This is a genomic window from Pelagibius sp. (assembly GCF_965249265.1).
Taxonomy (GTDB): Bacteria; Pseudomonadota; Alphaproteobacteria; order Kiloniellales; family Kiloniellaceae; genus Pelagibius.
On sequence record NZ_OZ252224.1, the window covers coordinates 3094342 to 3109561 of the forward strand.

Consider the following 15220-nt stretch of genomic DNA (forward strand, 5'->3'; position numbering starts at 1 on the left):
AGGGGCGGAATGAAGAGCGGCCGGCGATCACATCTCGTTGCGGTAGTTGGGTGCCTCACGCGTGACGGTCACGTCATGCACATGGCTTTCCCGCAAGCCCGCATTGGTAATGCGCAGGAAGCGCGCGTTGCGTCGGAGGTCGGCGAGCGTGGCGCTGCCGGTGTAGCCCATGGCAGCCCGCAAGCCGCCGACCAATTGGTGGATCACGGCGCCGACCGGACCCTTGTAAGGGACGCGCCCCTCCACACCCTCGGGCACCAGCTTCAGGTTGTCGGCCACTTCCTGCTGGAAGTAGCGATCCGCCGAGCCGCGTGCCATGGCGCCGACCGAGCCCATGCCGCGATAGGATTTGTAGGAACGCCCCTGATAAAGGAAGACTTCCCCCGGGCTTTCCTCGGTGCCGGCGAAGAGCGAACCGATCATCGCGGCGGAGGCGCCCGCCGCCATGGCCTTGGCCAGATCGCCGGAGAACTTGATGCCGCCGTCGGCAATTACCGGAACGTCCTTCTTCTGGCAGGCCTCGACCGTATCGATCAGCGCCGTCAACTGCGGCACCCCGACGCCGGCGACCATGCGGGTGGTGCAGATCGACCCCGGGCCGATCCCGACCTTGATCGCATCGGCACCGGCATCCACCAACGCGCGGGCGCCTTCGGCAGTTGCAACATTGCCGGCAATCACCTGGGCCGAATTCGACAGCCGCTTGATCTCGCTGATCGCGCCCATCACCCCCTGGGAGTGTCCATGGGCGGTATCGACCACGATCACATCGACCCCGGCATCCAGCAGCGCCTCGGCCCGCGCCAAACCGTCCGTTCCGACACCGGTGGCGGCGGCGGCCCGCAGGCGGCCCTGGTCATCCTTGCAGGCGTTGGGATAGGCCTGGGCCTTTTCCATATCCTTCACGGTGATGAGGCCGATACAGCGGTAACTTTCGTCGACGACCAGAAGCTTCTCGATCCGGTGCTGATGCAGCAGACGCTGCGCCTCTTCCTTGCTGACCCCCTCCTTGACGGTGATCAGGTTTTCCTTGGTCATCAGGGCAGAAACCGGCTCATTCGGGTTCTCGGCAAAGCGCACGTCGCGGTTGGTCAGCACACCGACCAGCTTCTTGCTCTTGCGCTCGACCACCGGGATTCCCGAGATGCGGTAGCTCTGCATCAGCGCCAGGGCGTTTGCGAGGGGCTCATCGGGATGAATGGTCACCGGATTGACCACCATGCCGCTCTCGAACTTTTTCACCCGGCGGACCTCGTCGGCCTGCTCGGCAACCTCCAGGTTCTTGTGGATGACCCCGATGCCGCCAGCCTGGGCCAGGGCAATTGCCAGGCGGCCCTCGGTGACCGTATCCATGGCCGAAGACAACAGCGGGATGCCCAGCTCGATGGAGCGGGTCAGTCTCGTGCGCGTGTCTGTCTGGCTGGGAAGAACTGCGGATTCCGCCGGCTCTAGAAGAACATCATCGAAAGTAAGAGCCTGACGAATTTCCATGCCGATCCCCTTGGCGGTGATTGGCGCCGCATCATACACAGGCGCCCGGCATTGCCAAGCGGTTTGCACCGCAACACTGGCGCGCGCTGAGGTCATACCTGCGCCCAAAAGCCGCGGCAGCTTGACCTGCATCATCGCCGCGGCGCGGCCAATCCGTCAGGCTGAGCAGTCCCATCAAGGAATTCCGGGAAGATTCACCATGAAATCTGTCCGTAGCTGGATTGTCGTTGCCGATGGCGCCCATGCCCGCATTCTTGAAAACAATGGGCCCGGCAAGGGTTTGACGCCTCTAACGGCGGAAGAGGCGAATCGGAAGCCCAAGCCGAATCGCGAAATCGATGCCGACCGGCCGGGACGATCTCACGACCGTATGGGCCCCGGGCGTCATGCCATGGAGCCGCCCAGCGACGCCCATCGAACCGAGAAGCGACGCTTTGCCGAGAACCTGGCGCAGCGCCTCAACACCGCAGTCCTGCAAAAGCGCTACGATCGCCTGATTCTGGTGGCTCCGGCCAAAACCCTGGGGGATCTGCGCCAGGCCCTCAGTAAGGAAGCGGCAGCCTGTGTCCAGGGTGAACTGGCGAAGGACCTGACCCCCATCGCCGACCGGGATCTGGCGGCCCACCTCAACGACGTGATCGCTCTCTAAGGCTGCGCCGGATCCTCGGGTCGACGGCGAAAACCGGTCGCCACGAGATACATCTCCGACGAGTCGGCGCGGCTGGCCGCCGGCTTCACATGGTGCACCTTGGCGAAGTCCCGCTTCAGGGCGGCCAGCAGTTCCCGCTCAGTGCCGCCCTGCAGCACCTTGGCGACGAAAGCGCCGCCGGGTGCCAGGACCTCCTGGGCAAAGAGATGAGCAGCTTCAACCAGCGCCATGACCTTCAGGTGATCGGTCTTTGCATGGCCGGTGGAAGAAGCGGCCATATCCGAGAGCACGACATCCGCCGGCCCGCCCAAGGCGGTCTTCAGGCGGTCCGGGGCGTCGTCATCCAAAAAATCCCCAATCAGAAGATCGGCGCCGGTGACGGGCTCCACCTCCAGCAGGTCGATGCCGACGATGCGTGCGGCACGTCCGCAACGCTCCGCCACCACCTGCACCCATCCCCCGGGCGCACAACCCAAATCGACAACCCGGGCGCCGGTTTTCAGGAAATGCAGCCGATCATCCAGCTGCGCCAACTTGAAGGCCGCACGAGAACGGTAGCCGCGCTTGCGCGCCTCGGCGACATAGGGGTCGTTCAACTGTCGCTCCAACCAGCGCGCCGAAGAAGCCGAGCGCCGCTTGGCCGTCTTGACCCGGACCTTCAGGTTGCGGCCGGAGAGATCACGCCCGCCGCCGCCGGGGTTGCCGGAGCGCGAACCGCCTCTCCCACGCCCGCCTGACCGCCCGCCCGAGCGTCCGCCTGGTGATCGTGCCAACTTGCCGTTCCCTTGATTTTAAGTGTCGCCCGCGGCCGGGGCAGCCAGTGCGGCGCCCGAGCGGACGCCTTGCGGATCAGCCGCCGCCTGAATAGGCGCGCCCTGAATCATCGTGTAGAGCATGCCCTCGCGCAAGCCCCGGTCGGCAACCCGCAGACGCTCGGCCGGCCAGAGCCTGCAGAGCGCCGTCAGAATCGCGCAACCGGCCACGACGAGATCGGCCCGTTCCTCGCCGATACAGGCGTGTCCCGCCCGTTCGCCATAGCTCATCCCCGCGATCCGACCGCAAATCTTATGAACCGTATCCATTTCCAGATAGCGCCCGTCGACGCGCGACCGGTCGTAGCGAGGCAGGTTCAGGTGCACCCCCGCCAGCGTGGTTACAGTGCCGGAAGTCCCCAGCATCTGGACTTTGCTGTCCGCCACCGCGGCGCGTACATCGTGGTTCTGCGCGAATTCGGCAATGGAGTCCTCCATCAGGGCGATCATCGCCTCATAGTCCGCCGGCGAAAGGTCGACTCCGCCGAAGCGCTCGGCCATGGAAATCACGCCGATGGGCACCGAAGCCCAGGCAAAAAGGGAAAGGTCCTGTGCCTCCAGGCGCCGGTCCCCGCTGCTGCCGGTGGCCTTCAGCCAGCAGACCTCCGTGCTGCCCCCGCCGATGTCGAAAAGCAGGATGTCCGGAACCCCCGGATCAATCAGCGGCGCGCAGCCGCAAATGGCCAGCCTCGCCTCCTCATCCTGCGAGATGATCTCCAACTCGATTCCGGTTTCCTGCCGCACCCGCGAGAGGAAGGAATCGCAATTCTCGGCCTGGCGGCAGGCCTCGGTCGCGACCGCCCGCACCTGGGTGACGCCGCGGCGGCGGATCTTCGTCGCGCAAACCTTCAGCGCTTCAAGGGTCCGCGCCATCGCCGGGTCCGACAGCCGTCCGGAGACGGACAGGCCCTCGCCGAGGCGCACAATACGCGAAAAGGCATCGACCACACGAAACCCCTCGCGGGTCGGCCGGGCCACGAGCAGCCTGCAGTTATTGGTCCCCAGGTCCAGGGCCGCGTAAACGCCGCCGGTTCCGCCAGCCTGGTCCCGGCGCCCGGAACCACCGGCCCGCCTGGCCCGGCGCCGCCCATTTCCGAAGGCTGCCACGTGAAACACAACTCCTGTTCTTGCCGGCCGGGCATTGGTCGCCGGCCGTTGACCCTTCAGCATAACGTGAAGGCCCCCGGCGGCGCCAGCCTGCCCATCCGGGCAACGGCAGAAGGCCTCGGGGCCCCCCCGGCCGGGCCTTCCGAGCCGCGTCCGAGAAAGCCGAGGAAATCGGTTGAAAAGCTCCCCTCGGTAGGACTATGTAAAGCACTCTCTTGCTATCGAGAGCCGCAACCGACCTCTTGGGGGATAGTTTAGCGGTAGAACTCACGGCTCTGACCCGTGCAGCCCTGGTTCGAATCCAGGTCCCCCAGCCAAATCCGGCAAAACCTTCGAAAACCCAGAATTTCTCGCCCGGGCTCTAGCTTTGCGGCAGGTCCAGACCGGCCAGCTTGGCGTAGACCCGCACCACCGAAGAATCGTTGTCCCCAGCCATCCCGGCGGCCTCGGCCATGAGATAGGCCTGCAGGGCGTTACCGGCGAGGGGTGCCGGGAAACCCTCTGCCCGGGCCGTGTCCAACACGATCCCAAGGTCTTTGGTAAAGATGCTGACCGCCGACTTGGGGCTGTAGTCGCCGCTCAGGATGCTCGGCACCCGGTCGCAGAAAGCCCAGGACGCACCGGCGGAGTTGCTGATCACCTCGTAGACTTCCTCCAGGTCCAAGCCCAGCTTGGCGGCCATGGCCATCGCCTCCCCCGCTGCGGCGATATGGACGCCCACCAGGAGCTGATTGATCAGCTTCATCGACGATCCCCGACCGGCGGCATCGCCAAGGCGGTAGATTTTTTCGCCCATTGCCTGGAGGGCCGGCTCGGCCCGCTCGAAAGCGTCGGGGCTGCCGGACGCCATGAACGTCAGGGCGCCGGCATTCGCCCCCGTTGTGCCGCCGCTCATCGGCGCATCGAGGTAATGCCGCCCGCCAGCTTCCAAGCGCGCCGCCATTTCGGCGGCGCGCTTTGGTGCCATGGTGGCGCAGGAGATGAAAACTGCACCCTCCGGCATGGTCTCGGCCACGCCCTGGTCACCGAAAAGCACGGCCTCGGTTTGTGCGGCGTTGACGACGACGGAAACAACGATGTCGGCCTCTTCGACCAGTAGGGGTAGCGACTCGGCCACTTGGCCTCCCGCACCGGCCAAAGCTTTCCGGCGCTCCGCCGAGAGGTCAAAGCCGGTTACCGCCAGCCCCGCCTTCAAAGCCGAGACCGCCATGCCGAGCCCCATTGAACCAAGACCGATCACGCCGACACGGATTACCGTCATATGAGATCCCCTGAAACTGATTGTCCTGCCATGTGATTGAACAGGCTAGCACGCCCGTCTGCCGCCGGGCGGCAGTTTCGAACAAAGAGACTCAGGAAAAATAGACTCAGGCGAGACGCGTTTGCCCGACGATGTCTTCAAGTTCGGTCAAGGCGGTATCGATCTGACCGCCATCGAGACCAACCTGGGCCAGATAGCGGGACATCTCCTCCCGACGGCTGGCCATCAATGTCTTGAATGCCAACTGCTCATCTGCATCAGGCTGCTCATTCAGGCAGCCGAAGACCTCAGCCTCGTGATCGCGCCGGTTCTGAAGACCGGGATGCCGCTTGCGGTTTGACCCGAAGCGGATCTCGTACCAGACCTTCTGTCGCTCGCCGGCCTTCATGGCCGCGGTCAGCCCCGGACCGATCAAAGCGGGGCTGTTGTAGGCCAGGGAAAACAGCGCCATCAATTCCTGCGATCCGGCAAGCCGCTCAATCAACACGCTTCCGAGATTCTTGGCGAGAACAGCCTCGAAGTCCGGCCGGACGCGTTGAAAGAGTACCCGCGCCTGTTCCTTGTGGATCAGAAAGCTGAAAGCGTTGCGCACCGCGGGCGCCTCCCCAGGTCGCCAGGGGGCCACCAGGTTGATCGCCTCCCCGGTCCTGCCAAGCACAAGAGCACGGCTGACGGAGTTCAGAAGAGTTTCGTCCTGATCACTGAGCGTGACACCGATTGCGGCGAAATCATCCCTCAGGCCTTCTCGTCGCGGCCAGCCCGCTGCGTCCACCAGCAGGGCGTAACCGAGGCCGAGCGTGGGAATGCCCCGATGATCGCTGTAGACCCGCGGCACGAAGCCTTCGCTGCCCAGGATGAAGTCGAAAAGCGCGCTGTCGTAGGACCCCTCAACCGGGCGCGGCACAATCGCCATGGCTCTCTCCCTTCACCACCTGCGAAGGCAAGCCTCGGTCAACGCCCCTCTTCGGTCAACGGCGCATTGGGAGCAAAGGCAGAGAGCTGGGCGGTTTAGAGGCGCTAGAAGAGACGAGTCATGCGAAAACAGCAGAGGAACCAAACAAAGAAGCCCGAGGCAACCAGATCGATCACAAGGGCGAGCTGCCAACCGAAAGGTCCGGTAACTTCAGCCTGCCTGACATGGGCTCCCCAAGCCGAAGCGAGCAACCAGCCACACCAGAGCAAGACCACTAAAGAGGTCCAGTCCGCGTCAAGACTCCCCATACGCCCGTTGGCCAAACCCACGAGCATGAGGCAAAGCACCACAACCGGTGCCAGACGCAGCAGAAAGGAACGATGGCTCTGAGCTATTGATGAGGTCTCTGTGGCGGATGGAACAGCCAAAATGAAGCCCAGGAGAACCGCAACGGAAGAACAGACAAGGACAGATCCCGACAAGCGCCCCAAAGTCTGATGAAGGCTTTGCCAAAGCTCACCTGGGACGGCCGCATCAGCTTTCCGGTACATCAGCCAGTGGGCCAGGGACAGCGACCAACTTGCGGCTGCTCCGAAAAAACCGACAGCGTAAGCCGAGTAGGACAGCTTGGTCAGGGTGAGGGAAAACACGCGTCAACGGCCCTTTGGGTTCAAACGGGCTTTCAGGGCTTCCATTGCATGCGCGGACGGCCAACACTTTACGGCAACGACCAGATCCGTCTCCGCCCAGAAGCCCGAGTTCCGGAACGCCGTTGCCACCAGACCGTAGCCGCCCAGGTCGGCACTCAGCGGCATCGCGAGGGCGCCGTCACCATCCCGGCTGCTTGCTTCAACCGCTTCGTTGGCCGCCATACAGGCCCTTTCCACACGATTGTGAAAGTCTCCGTAGAATCCGACCCAGGTGAGATCCAGCGGCATGACCAGGGTGAAGGCGCGCCGGAAATAGGCTTCGCCCTTCGCTGTTACTGCCTTCTGTGGCGCTTCAAACTCAATGAGGTTACTGCTTCCGGCAGCCGAAAAACCAGCAGGGCAAAAAGCATCACCGCCGCAATCCTCGGTCAGGGGGCTGCCTTTCGGCCGCACGGTGAAATAACCATCTTCCAGCCCCGCCGCCTGACCGCCCCCCACTTCGACCGCAAGGCGCCACTGCATGGCTTCGGTGACGTAGCCAGCGAGAGAGCCGTCGTCCTTCATCAGTACATGCAACAGTCCGTCAACCTGCTCACTGCTGAACTCTTCGACTTCTTCATCAACACTGGCCGGATAAAGGGTGAAGTTGGCCTCGGCGTCCGGCTGCGACCCATCGGCCCAGACATCGCTGATCAGCGTGGCGAGGAGCAGCACGGTCGCCGTCAGGGTCACGAGCGCACGCAGTGCGACGATGCGGACGATCAGAAATTCGGCCATCTTGGGGTCTCCGGCGACAGAACCGGCACGGTGAGCAGTGTCTCACCGCACGAGGCGCATCCATCATTTCCGCTGTTGGTCGTGAAAGCGGCTCCGAAGGTTCAAAGACGAACGGCAGCAGACGGCGGTTAACGCACGGTGACCTCGACCCGCCGGTTGCGGGGCTCCGGCACCTCATCCTCGGTCGCGACCAAAGGATTGTTCTCGCCGTGAGAATCGACCGTGATCAACCCAGCATCCAATCCCTCCGCAATCAGCAGGTCGCGAATGGCTTCAGCGCGTTGCAGCGCAAGCCGTGCGTTGCGTTGTTCCGAACCGACGCGGTCGGTGTGGCCGACGACGGAGACCTCGGCCGCCGGATATTCTCTTATGGCCCCCAGAATCGCCGGTAGTTGTGCCTCTGAGTCTGCCGTCAGCCGGTTGGATCCGACGACGAAATTCAGGATGAAGGTCCTGGGTTTAAGGGGGCTGGCGTCGAGCGTTGCTCCCCAGGTCTCCTCGATTTCCGCCTGGCTGATCACCTCTGGCGCAGAAGGCGCCGAAGTCGCGCTGCCGACCCGGGTTGCTTCTCTCGGCTTATCCACGATCTGGGAGCCACCCTCGTTCGCGATCACGATGGTGCCGACGCTGCCGTCTTCCTCCTCTAAGAGAACAAAGCGGTTTCCCCCGGCACAAGCGGCGAGGCCAACAACGAGCAGCAGGCTGAACAGATGACGTAGCATGGCTCTAGTCTCCCTCGATCTCGGCCAGGAACCGCGTGCCGCGGACGGCCACCGTCGCCACAGGTGTCTTCACCTTCACCGCATCCGGCGAAAGCTTTGCGATGACGCCCGAAACATAAAGCATGGTTCCGCGGAAGAACTCGATCAGGAAGGAGAGCTTTCCTTCTGCCGGTGCAAACTGAAACTCCGTGAACTGAACACGGGAATTCGGGCCGATCGAAATGCGCGACCCGTCTGTGAAGGTCAACCCGATCGAACCTTCGGCGGTCTCGACGATGTCCTTGGCGAAAATCGCCTCGCCAACGCCGAGTTCAGCGCGCTGGTCCGCCCGTAACGCATAAGCCTCCCCCGCCACAACCTTGACCAGGGCGACCTGCTCTTGCTGGGCCTCTGCCGGAGCCGCCAGCAGGAGAGAGAGACCAAACGTAAAAAGCATCCCTCTCAAAACGGGACAGATCTCACGCAGACTCTTCATAGCGCTTCTCCCTTTCGTGCTTTTTGTCACCCAAGCCGCGGACTCGGTCCGCCGGAAAAACCAGGGTCGCAGTGGTCCCGTGGTTCGTAACACTGGAAACCTCCAGTCTGCCGCCATGCATCTCGATCATCGCCTTGGTCAAGGGAAGCCCCAGACCGATACCTTCAAGATTCGATGCCAGCGCATGATCGACCCGCCGGAAAGGCTCAAAGGCTTCGACAATCTCCTGATCCGACATTCCGATCCCGGTGTCGGAAATGGAAAGACGATAGCTGCCATTATCCCCCAGCACAGCGGTCACCCGGACTTCGCCGCCGCTGGGCGTATACTTCACGGCATTGGAAAGCAGGTTCAGCACCATCTGCGTGAACATCCGCTGGTCCCCGAAAAGGACGGGTACAACAGACTTGTAGTTTGCAATGATTTTCGTCGCCCGATAACGATATGCGGTGCTCACGGTGCGGACACACTCATCGAGGATATCACGAACAGGGAACTCCGACTCAGAGAGCTGACTCTCACCCGCCTCGACCTTCGACATCTCCAGGATGTCATTCACCAGGGACAGCAGATGCCCGCCCATATGGTGTATGTCGTTTACATACTCGCGATAGCGCGGTGGAGAAACGGGGCCCAGAATCTCGCGCTTCATCATCTCAGAGAACCCCAGAATGGCATTCAGGGGCGTTCTCAGTTCATGACTCATATTGGCCAGGAAACTGGTCTTCGATCGATTTGCCGCCTCGGCCAGGACGAGGGCCATTTCTCTCTCTTCCTCACTGCGCCGGCGCTGACGCTGCGCCTCCACCATGCCGAGGCCGAGCATCACGGCGCAACCGAGGACGAGCACCAGTGACGCGTAGCTGGGATCCAGCAGCACTGCATGCTGATCGAAGCCATAGAGAGCACCGCCAAACAGCAACAGCAATCCGCCGAGCACGGCGGCCAGACTGAGATAGCCGGAGAGCCGTGCCGCGAATGCGGCGATCAGCGCAAAGACTACGCCGGCGGCGACACCCTCCCAGATCGCGGCAAAATGCGGCCGCATCAGATAGCTGCCGGTCATGAGGTTCTCGATCATCAAGGCTTGAACTTCCAGGTTTGCGCGCAGATCACCGTTCGGTGTGACAAACTGCTTGCCGAAGCCGACGGCGCTTGACCCCAGCAGCACAACCCGACCCGCCAACTGGGAGAGAGGCACCTCACCCGACAGCAGGGAGGAGGCAGAGAGGTGCAGTAGCGACTCTGTGTCCCGGTCACGCAGCCAGACATGACCGGGATAGGCCGTTTCGATCACCTTGTCCGCCAAGGTCACACTGGTTACGCCGGGACCGTCTATCTCCACGGAAATGGCCTCAGCGCCCCTTGCAATGCGAAGCACCTCGACCGCGAAGCTCGGCAGGATGGCGTCGCCAACAAGCATCACCACCGGCAGCTTTCGCACAACGCCGTCACCTGAGAGCTCCAGGCTGGCAACGCCGATACCGCTGCTTGCCTCCTCAAGCGATTTCAGGTTTCGAAGAAGGGCCGGATGGCGCCGCAGATCAGAGCCCGTCTGCCGGCCCAGACGCAGCAAGACCGGTGGCTGCACACCGGCCTCTATCCCCTCCTCCATGGGTTTTTCGATAACGGCGCTGGCCAGGACACTTGGAAGCTGCCGTAGTTTCGCCGCCAGCATGGCGTCGTTGGACGGCAAAGCCGCCAGGCTTTCGCGCAGCGGCGCATCCAGCGGAAACCGCCGCAAGAGATTCTCCGGCGAGTGGCGGTCGCTTTCGGCAAAGATGATATCCACGCCCAGAACTGATGGCCTGCCCGCGGCGATCTGGCCGATCAAATCAGCCAGGAGATCCCGAGGCCACGGCCATTGACCGTGGTCTGCAAGGCTTCTCTCGTCGATGTCCACCAAAACCACACCGGCACGCTGCGCCTCACTCCCCGGGGGCAAGAGCCTTTGCGCAAAGTCGAAGAAAGCATTGCGAAAGGTCGGCAGCGGTTCAGGGTCGGCAAAGCGCAGTCCGGCAATCAGAACAATCGACAACCAGAACAGAGCCGTTCTGGCCCAGCCGCCAAGGCTGTTGAGGAAACCGCCCGGCTTCACAGCCACCTGCTCATGGTCAAGTCAACACTGCCGGTCGATCCGGCAGGCCTTTTGCTTGCATTGGCTTAAGACACTCAACCATTGCGCCATCCCACTGGTCGGAATGGCGCCGTGCAAGTTTCCCTCCCGACACGGTCACCCCGGCTCGGTCTTTCAGCCTGTCTCCTTGGACCATCAGTTGATTCGCCGCCCCACGATTCCTCCCGGAATGGAGGATAGCACGGAGACCCGGCAATCAATCAACAAGTTGATTAGTCATAATGTTGGGGGATTTGGGGTGACCGCAGAAGCCCCACACGCAGGCCGCGCAACCTGAAAGGCTCCCAGAGAAGACTCCGGGCTCCGTTTACCATTGTGGTCGCTTCTCGGCCTGCGCTAGTCAGCCAGCGCGCGGACCTCTGCTGCAATCGCCGGTGGAAGCAGCAAGCCGTCTCTTGCGGCGGCCTCTCGGGCCGCCAAACCGCGATTGCCGGCAGCCGCGCGCCGGGTTGAACTTCCAGAGCGTCGATCAAGACCTCAAGACGGTCGGAGAAACTGCCACCCGACAGCGGGGCCGGGTCAATGGCCATCAGCAGTTGACCAACACCGGGCGGTGGCCCCTCGGCGGCAAAGAACGAAGAGGCCTCAAAACCATGGTTGGCACCGACCAGCGTCGCTGAGAGCACCTCCACGAGCAGAGCCAGGGCGGCGCCCTTGGCTTCCCCCATGGGGATCATAGTGCCGGCAAGGGCCGCTTCCGGATCGCGGGTCGGCCGCCCCTCGGCATCCAGGGCCCAACCCTCCGGGATTTCCTCCCCCGACTTTGCCGCGGCCATTACCTTGCCGCGCGCCACCTTGGCCAGGGAGAGGTCGATGACCAGAGGGGCCCCGCTCCGCCGCGGTGCCGCCAAGGCGATGGGATTGGTTCCGAAGAGCCCTTGCTTCCCGCCCCAGGGGGCGATGGCCTGGGGCGAATTGCCGAGCATCAACCCGATCAGGCCCTGTTCGGCGAGGCGTTCCACATGATATCCGCCCTGACCGAAGTGATGGGAATTGTAGACCGCCGCCAGGGCAACGACCTGACTGCCGGCCATGGAGACCAAGGCCTCTCGCGCCCGCTCCAGGGCCGGAAAGGCAAAGCCCGCCGCGGCATCGATGCGCACCGCGGAACCCGAGAGCTTTTCCACCCGCGGTTCGGCATCGCCCCTTACCTTGCCGGTGCGAACCTGGCCCGCGTAGCTGGAAAGCCTCGACAGACCATGCCCCTTCTGACCGTCAGCCTCGGCAGCGACCAGGGCGGTGGCGACCGACAGGGCATTAGCCTCTGTCGTGCCCGCCGCCACCAGGGCCCTGACCGCCAAGTCACGCGCTTCGGCCAGCGTAAAGCGTTCACCTTCGCTCACGCTGTCTCCCCCTTCGGCTTCTTTGCGCCTCTGTCGTCGCCTGAAGCAATCAGGCGCTACGATAGAGCTTGGTCATGACGAACTCACGATGCTTCAGCGCTTCTGCGGCGGTGAGACGCCCATTGCAGGTGCGCAGGGTGATGTCGATCAGCGCATCGCCCGCTTCGTCCATGTTCATCTCGCCGCGCAGGATACCCGACACATCCAGATCGACGTGCTCGCCCATCTCGCGCGCCGTCTTCGGGTTGGCGGTGAGCTTGATGACCGGCTCGATCGGGTTGCCGATGATGTTGCCCTGACCAGTGGGGAAGAGGTGGACCACGAAGCCGGCCGCAGCCTGCAGCGTCACGCATTCCGCCGCGGCGGAGCTGGTGTCCATGAAGTAAAGACCCGGTCCGCTGGCGGGCTGTTCCGCCGGTTGAAGGACGTCGATGAACTTCGTCTTCTTGCCGATCTTCTGAAGGTTGCCGAAGGCCTTTTCCTCGATGGTCGTCAGGCCGCCGGCGATGTTGCCCTTGGTCGGCTGGCTGTCGGAAAGGTCACTGGTCTTATGCGGCTCGATGACCTCGTCCATATAGGCCTGCCAGGTCTTCAGGAACTTCTCAGCCGCTTCGGGGGTCGCCGCGCGGGTCGCACAGACCTGCTCGGCGCCGGTCAGCTCGGAGGTTTCGCCGAAACAGGTCGTCGCACCCAACTCGTCGAACTTATCGATGAAGTTACCGACGGTCGGATTGGATGCCAGACCGGATGTGGTGTCTGACTCGCCGCACTTGGTGGAAACCCAGAGCTCACCCAGGTCGCAGGGCTCACGCTGCAGTTCCGTCGCCCATTGCACGAATTCCTTGGCCTTGCGCGATGCATCGGCGACGACTTTGATCTCGCCATGGCCCTCGATGGCGAAACCTTCGACCCGCTTGCCGGTCTTGGCAATGCCATCGACCACGCGGCCGGTCCAGCCGGGCTCGATGCCGATCACGATAACCGCCGCCACATTGGGGTTGCTGCCGGTGCCAATCAGGGTGCGGAAGTGCAGCTCCAGGTCTTCGCCGAACTGCAGCCGGCCATAATGGTGCGGCAGAGCCAGACAGCCGTCGATGTTGTTGGCCACCTTCTCGCAGGCGGCGTTGGAAAGGTCGTCCAGCGGCAGAATGACGACGTGGTTGCGGACGCCGACGCGCCCGTTTTCCCGGCGATAGCCGTGGATTTTCTGTGCGCTCATCTTACCACCTCTTGGTCTTGACGTTCTGGGTATGGACATGACCGCCCTTGGCGATACCCGCCACGGCTTTACCGATGTCATGGCCGTATTTGAGGATCGTATCCCCCTCGGCAATTTCTCCCAGGGCGATTTTGTGTCCCAGCGGAATGTCGTCGATACACGCCATTTCAAAGCGCGAATCGTCTTCCAGAACCCAGCCGGTGAGCGTGGAGTTGGCGCTGATGCCTTCTTTCACGATCACCCCGACCGTGTCCGCAGCATCATGAACGATGAAATCTGGCGCAGACATCTTCGGATGTTCTCCCTCATGTAATTGCATTGAAATGCAGGATGCGACCCTTTGCCTGAACCCGCAGGGCTTCAGGAGGGGCGATCTCTTGTTCGACAAAAGAAATTATATGTTATATCTTATATAAGACAAGGGATTTTCGAAGATACATATTCACCGCTAAGGAATTTCCGATCTTGGCAAGCCAGGCACCTGCGATTCCAGGGTTCCGCCCGCTCTACAAACAAGTGAAGCAGCTGCTCCTAGAGCGGCTGATTGGCGGCTTCTGGAAACCCGGCGATCTTCTGCCCAGTGAATTCCAGCTGGCGGCGGAGCTTGGCGTTAGTCAGGGCACGGTCCGCAAAGCCCTGGATGAGATGACCGCGGAAAATATGCTGGTCAGGCGCCAGGGGCGCGGCACTTTCGTTGCCGAACACGATCAGGAACATGCCCTGTTCCACTTTTTCAAGATGACGGACCGTCAGGGACAACCGCTGGTGCCCGAAAGCCGGGTCCTGCGCCGCAGCCTGGGCACGGCCCGCAAAGAGGAAGCCACCAGGCTTCAGATCGAGGCGGAGGCCGCGGTGATCCGCATCACCCGTATCCGCTCGATCGCCGGCAAGCCGGTGATCTTCGAGCGCCTGACCCTGCCGCACCAGATCTTTCCCGGGCTCAACGACGGCCGCGAGTTGCCCAATACCCTTTATACGCTGTTCGCCCGCGACTACGGCATTACGGTGGGAAAGGCGGTGGAGAAGCTGCGCGCGGTTCCGGCCAGCGCGGAAGTGGCCCGCCATCTCGATCTCGAACGGCATCATCCGCTGCTGGAGATCGACCGGGTGGCGCTGGCGCTGGACGGCCAACCGGTCGAGTGGCGGATCTCGTTGTGCAATACCGCCGACACCGCCTACAGCGTGACGCTGGCCTAGCGAAGCTCACTCAAGCTGCCGGAGCCAGTTTGCCGGCAATGAAGCGAAACTCCTGCGTTTTCCCGCCAAAGCCCCAGGACGCCGCGGCCACTTCGTGGACGACGACGTAGCTCTCCTCGCGAACACCGTCGAGCAAGCCGGCCATGGCGGCGAAGACGGCGTCCACATAAGCGGCGATCTGCGGTTTGGTATTCGTGCCTTCCGTGACCTTGATGTCGAGGGAGAAGCTGTCGGCGTTCCGCCGGCTCATGGCCTCACCCCCGATAAACCAATGATCAGGATCGAGGTAGCGGATTGCGACCGCGGTGAGCGCCGGGTCTTTGCCGAGATGCTTCTGCGTAAGCTCGGTTAAAATCGCGGCCGTGGCCGCCGAACGGCGGGCGTCGACACTGCCGGTGAGGGTGACGGTCAGGAGGGGCATGAACATTCCTTTCTGCTGGATCGGTCATGTCCAAGACTGAGCTCAA

16 protein-coding genes and 1 tRNA gene are annotated in these 15220 nt (G+C 62.8%); 3 read left to right on the top strand and 14 right to left on the bottom strand.

Translation table 11 applies throughout. The features are described 5' to 3' along the window. Window positions 1–27: 27 nt before the first annotated feature. Window positions 28–1491, bottom strand: a complete 1464-nt coding sequence (gene guaB / locus ACP146_RS14725; RefSeq protein ID WP_422367505.1) for an IMP dehydrogenase — start codon at window positions 1489–1491, stop codon at window positions 28–30. Between the two features lie 199 nt (window positions 1492–1690). Between guaB and ACP146_RS14730 the strand changes: the two genes are divergently transcribed. Further along, complete coding sequence (locus ACP146_RS14730) at window positions 1691–2140, top strand: host attachment protein (RefSeq protein WP_422367506.1); 450 nt, start codon at window positions 1691–1693, stop codon at window positions 2138–2140. On the opposite strand, the gene ACP146_RS14735 is transcribed toward ACP146_RS14730, so the two are convergent. Both ACP146_RS14735 and ACP146_RS14740 read right to left on the bottom strand, forming a co-directional pair. After that, a complete protein-coding gene (locus tag ACP146_RS14735; RefSeq protein ID WP_422367507.1) occupies window positions 2137–2913 on the bottom strand; it encodes an RlmE family RNA methyltransferase in 777 nt (258 codons plus the stop codon). The two genes, ACP146_RS14730 and ACP146_RS14735, sit on opposite strands and share 4 nt — an antisense overlap. An 18-nt stretch (window positions 2914–2931) precedes the next feature. Next, window positions 2932–4059: a Ppx/GppA phosphatase family protein gene (locus ACP146_RS14740; protein ID WP_422367508.1), complete on the bottom strand. Its 1128-nt coding sequence runs from the start codon at window positions 4057–4059 to the stop codon at window positions 2932–2934. A 243-nt stretch (window positions 4060–4302) separates the two neighbouring features. Between ACP146_RS14740 and ACP146_RS14745 the strand changes: the two genes are divergently transcribed. Continuing rightward, window positions 4303–4376 (top strand) — tRNA-Gln (locus ACP146_RS14745). A gap of 44 nt (window positions 4377–4420) precedes the next feature. On the opposite strand, the gene ltnD is transcribed toward ACP146_RS14745, so the two are convergent. The 10 genes from ltnD to ACP146_RS14795 all read right to left on the bottom strand — a co-directional run bounded on the left by ltnD (window position 4421) and on the right by ACP146_RS14795 (window position 13845). Further along, window positions 4421–5341 (bottom strand): L-threonate dehydrogenase, encoded by a 921-nt coding sequence (gene ltnD / locus ACP146_RS14750; RefSeq protein ID WP_422369657.1) that lies wholly within the window; start codon window positions 5339–5341, stop codon window positions 4421–4423. An 85-nt stretch (window positions 5342–5426) separates the two neighbouring features. Continuing rightward, complete coding sequence (locus ACP146_RS14755; RefSeq protein ID WP_422367509.1) at window positions 5427–6233, bottom strand: hypothetical protein; 807 nt, start codon at window positions 6231–6233, stop codon at window positions 5427–5429. Window positions 6234–6337: 104 nt separating this feature from the next. Then, window positions 6338–6883: a hypothetical protein gene (locus ACP146_RS14760; RefSeq protein ID WP_422367510.1), complete on the bottom strand. Its 546-nt coding sequence runs from the start codon at window positions 6881–6883 to the stop codon at window positions 6338–6340. A 3-nt stretch (window positions 6884–6886) separates the two neighbouring features. After that, the gene (locus ACP146_RS14765) at window positions 6887–7660 is read right to left on the bottom strand and encodes a hypothetical protein (protein WP_422367511.1); all 774 of its coding nucleotides are present in this window, start codon (window positions 7658–7660) and stop codon (window positions 6887–6889) included. Window positions 7661–7788: 128 nt separating this feature from the next. Then, entirely contained in the window at window positions 7789–8382 is a 594-nt protein-coding gene (locus ACP146_RS14770; protein ID WP_422367512.1) for an OmpA family protein, read from the bottom strand. Between the two features lie 4 nt (window positions 8383–8386). Beyond that, a complete protein-coding gene (locus tag ACP146_RS14775; protein ID WP_422367513.1) occupies window positions 8387–8857 on the bottom strand; it encodes a FecR family protein in 471 nt (156 codons plus the stop codon). Beyond that, window positions 8841–10961, bottom strand: a complete 2121-nt coding sequence (locus ACP146_RS14780; protein WP_422367514.1) for a CHASE2 domain-containing protein — start codon at window positions 10959–10961, stop codon at window positions 8841–8843. Before ACP146_RS14780 ends, ACP146_RS14775 begins: the two co-directional genes overlap by 17 nt. Window positions 10962–11206: 245 nt before the next feature. Beyond that, window positions 11207–12337: an Ldh family oxidoreductase gene (locus tag ACP146_RS14785; RefSeq protein WP_425032785.1), complete on the bottom strand. Its 1131-nt coding sequence runs from the start codon at window positions 12335–12337 to the stop codon at window positions 11207–11209. A 49-nt stretch (window positions 12338–12386) separates the two neighbouring features. After that, window positions 12387–13556, bottom strand: a complete 1170-nt coding sequence (locus ACP146_RS14790) for a UxaA family hydrolase (RefSeq protein WP_422367516.1) — start codon at window positions 13554–13556, stop codon at window positions 12387–12389. Between the two features lies 1 nt (window position 13557). Continuing rightward, on the bottom strand, window positions 13558–13845 hold the full coding sequence (locus tag ACP146_RS14795) for a UxaA family hydrolase (RefSeq protein WP_422367517.1): 288 nt from the start codon (window positions 13843–13845) through the stop codon (window positions 13558–13560). Window positions 13846–14021: 176 nt separating this feature from the next. Here ACP146_RS14795 and ACP146_RS14800 point away from each other — a divergent pair, with 176 nt between their 5' ends. Further along, complete coding sequence (locus ACP146_RS14800) at window positions 14022–14753, top strand: GntR family transcriptional regulator (protein WP_422367518.1); 732 nt, start codon at window positions 14022–14024, stop codon at window positions 14751–14753. Between the two features lie 10 nt (window positions 14754–14763). On the opposite strand, the gene ACP146_RS14805 is transcribed toward ACP146_RS14800, so the two are convergent. Beyond that, complete coding sequence (locus tag ACP146_RS14805) at window positions 14764–15174, bottom strand: tautomerase family protein (RefSeq protein ID WP_422367519.1); 411 nt, start codon at window positions 15172–15174, stop codon at window positions 14764–14766. Window positions 15175–15220 lie beyond the last annotated feature (46 nt).

Coding starts and splice junctions, on each gene's coding strand:
- guaB (WP_422367505.1), bottom strand. CDS start 1,491: ATGGAAATTCGTCAGGCTCTTACTTTCGATGATGTTCTTCTAGAGCCG.
- ACP146_RS14730 (WP_422367506.1), top strand. CDS start 1,691: ATGAAATCTGTCCGTAGCTGGATTGTCGTTGCCGATGGCGCCCATGCC.
- ACP146_RS14755 (WP_422367509.1), bottom strand. CDS start 6,233: ATGGCGATTGTGCCGCGCCCGGTTGAGGGGTCCTACGACAGCGCGCTT.
- ACP146_RS14765 (WP_422367511.1), bottom strand. CDS start 7,660: ATGGCCGAATTTCTGATCGTCCGCATCGTCGCACTGCGTGCGCTCGTG.
- ACP146_RS14770 (WP_422367512.1), bottom strand. CDS start 8,382: ATGCTACGTCATCTGTTCAGCCTGCTGCTCGTTGTTGGCCTCGCCGCT.
- ACP146_RS14775 (WP_422367513.1), bottom strand. CDS start 8,857: ATGAAGAGTCTGCGTGAGATCTGTCCCGTTTTGAGAGGGATGCTTTTT.
- ACP146_RS14790 (WP_422367516.1), bottom strand. CDS start 13,556: ATGAGCGCACAGAAAATCCACGGCTATCGCCGGGAAAACGGGCGCGTC.
- ACP146_RS14795 (WP_422367517.1), bottom strand. CDS start 13,845: ATGTCTGCGCCAGATTTCATCGTTCATGATGCTGCGGACACGGTCGGG.
- ACP146_RS14805 (WP_422367519.1), bottom strand. CDS start 15,174: ATGCCCCTCCTGACCGTCACCCTCACCGGCAGTGTCGACGCCCGCCGT.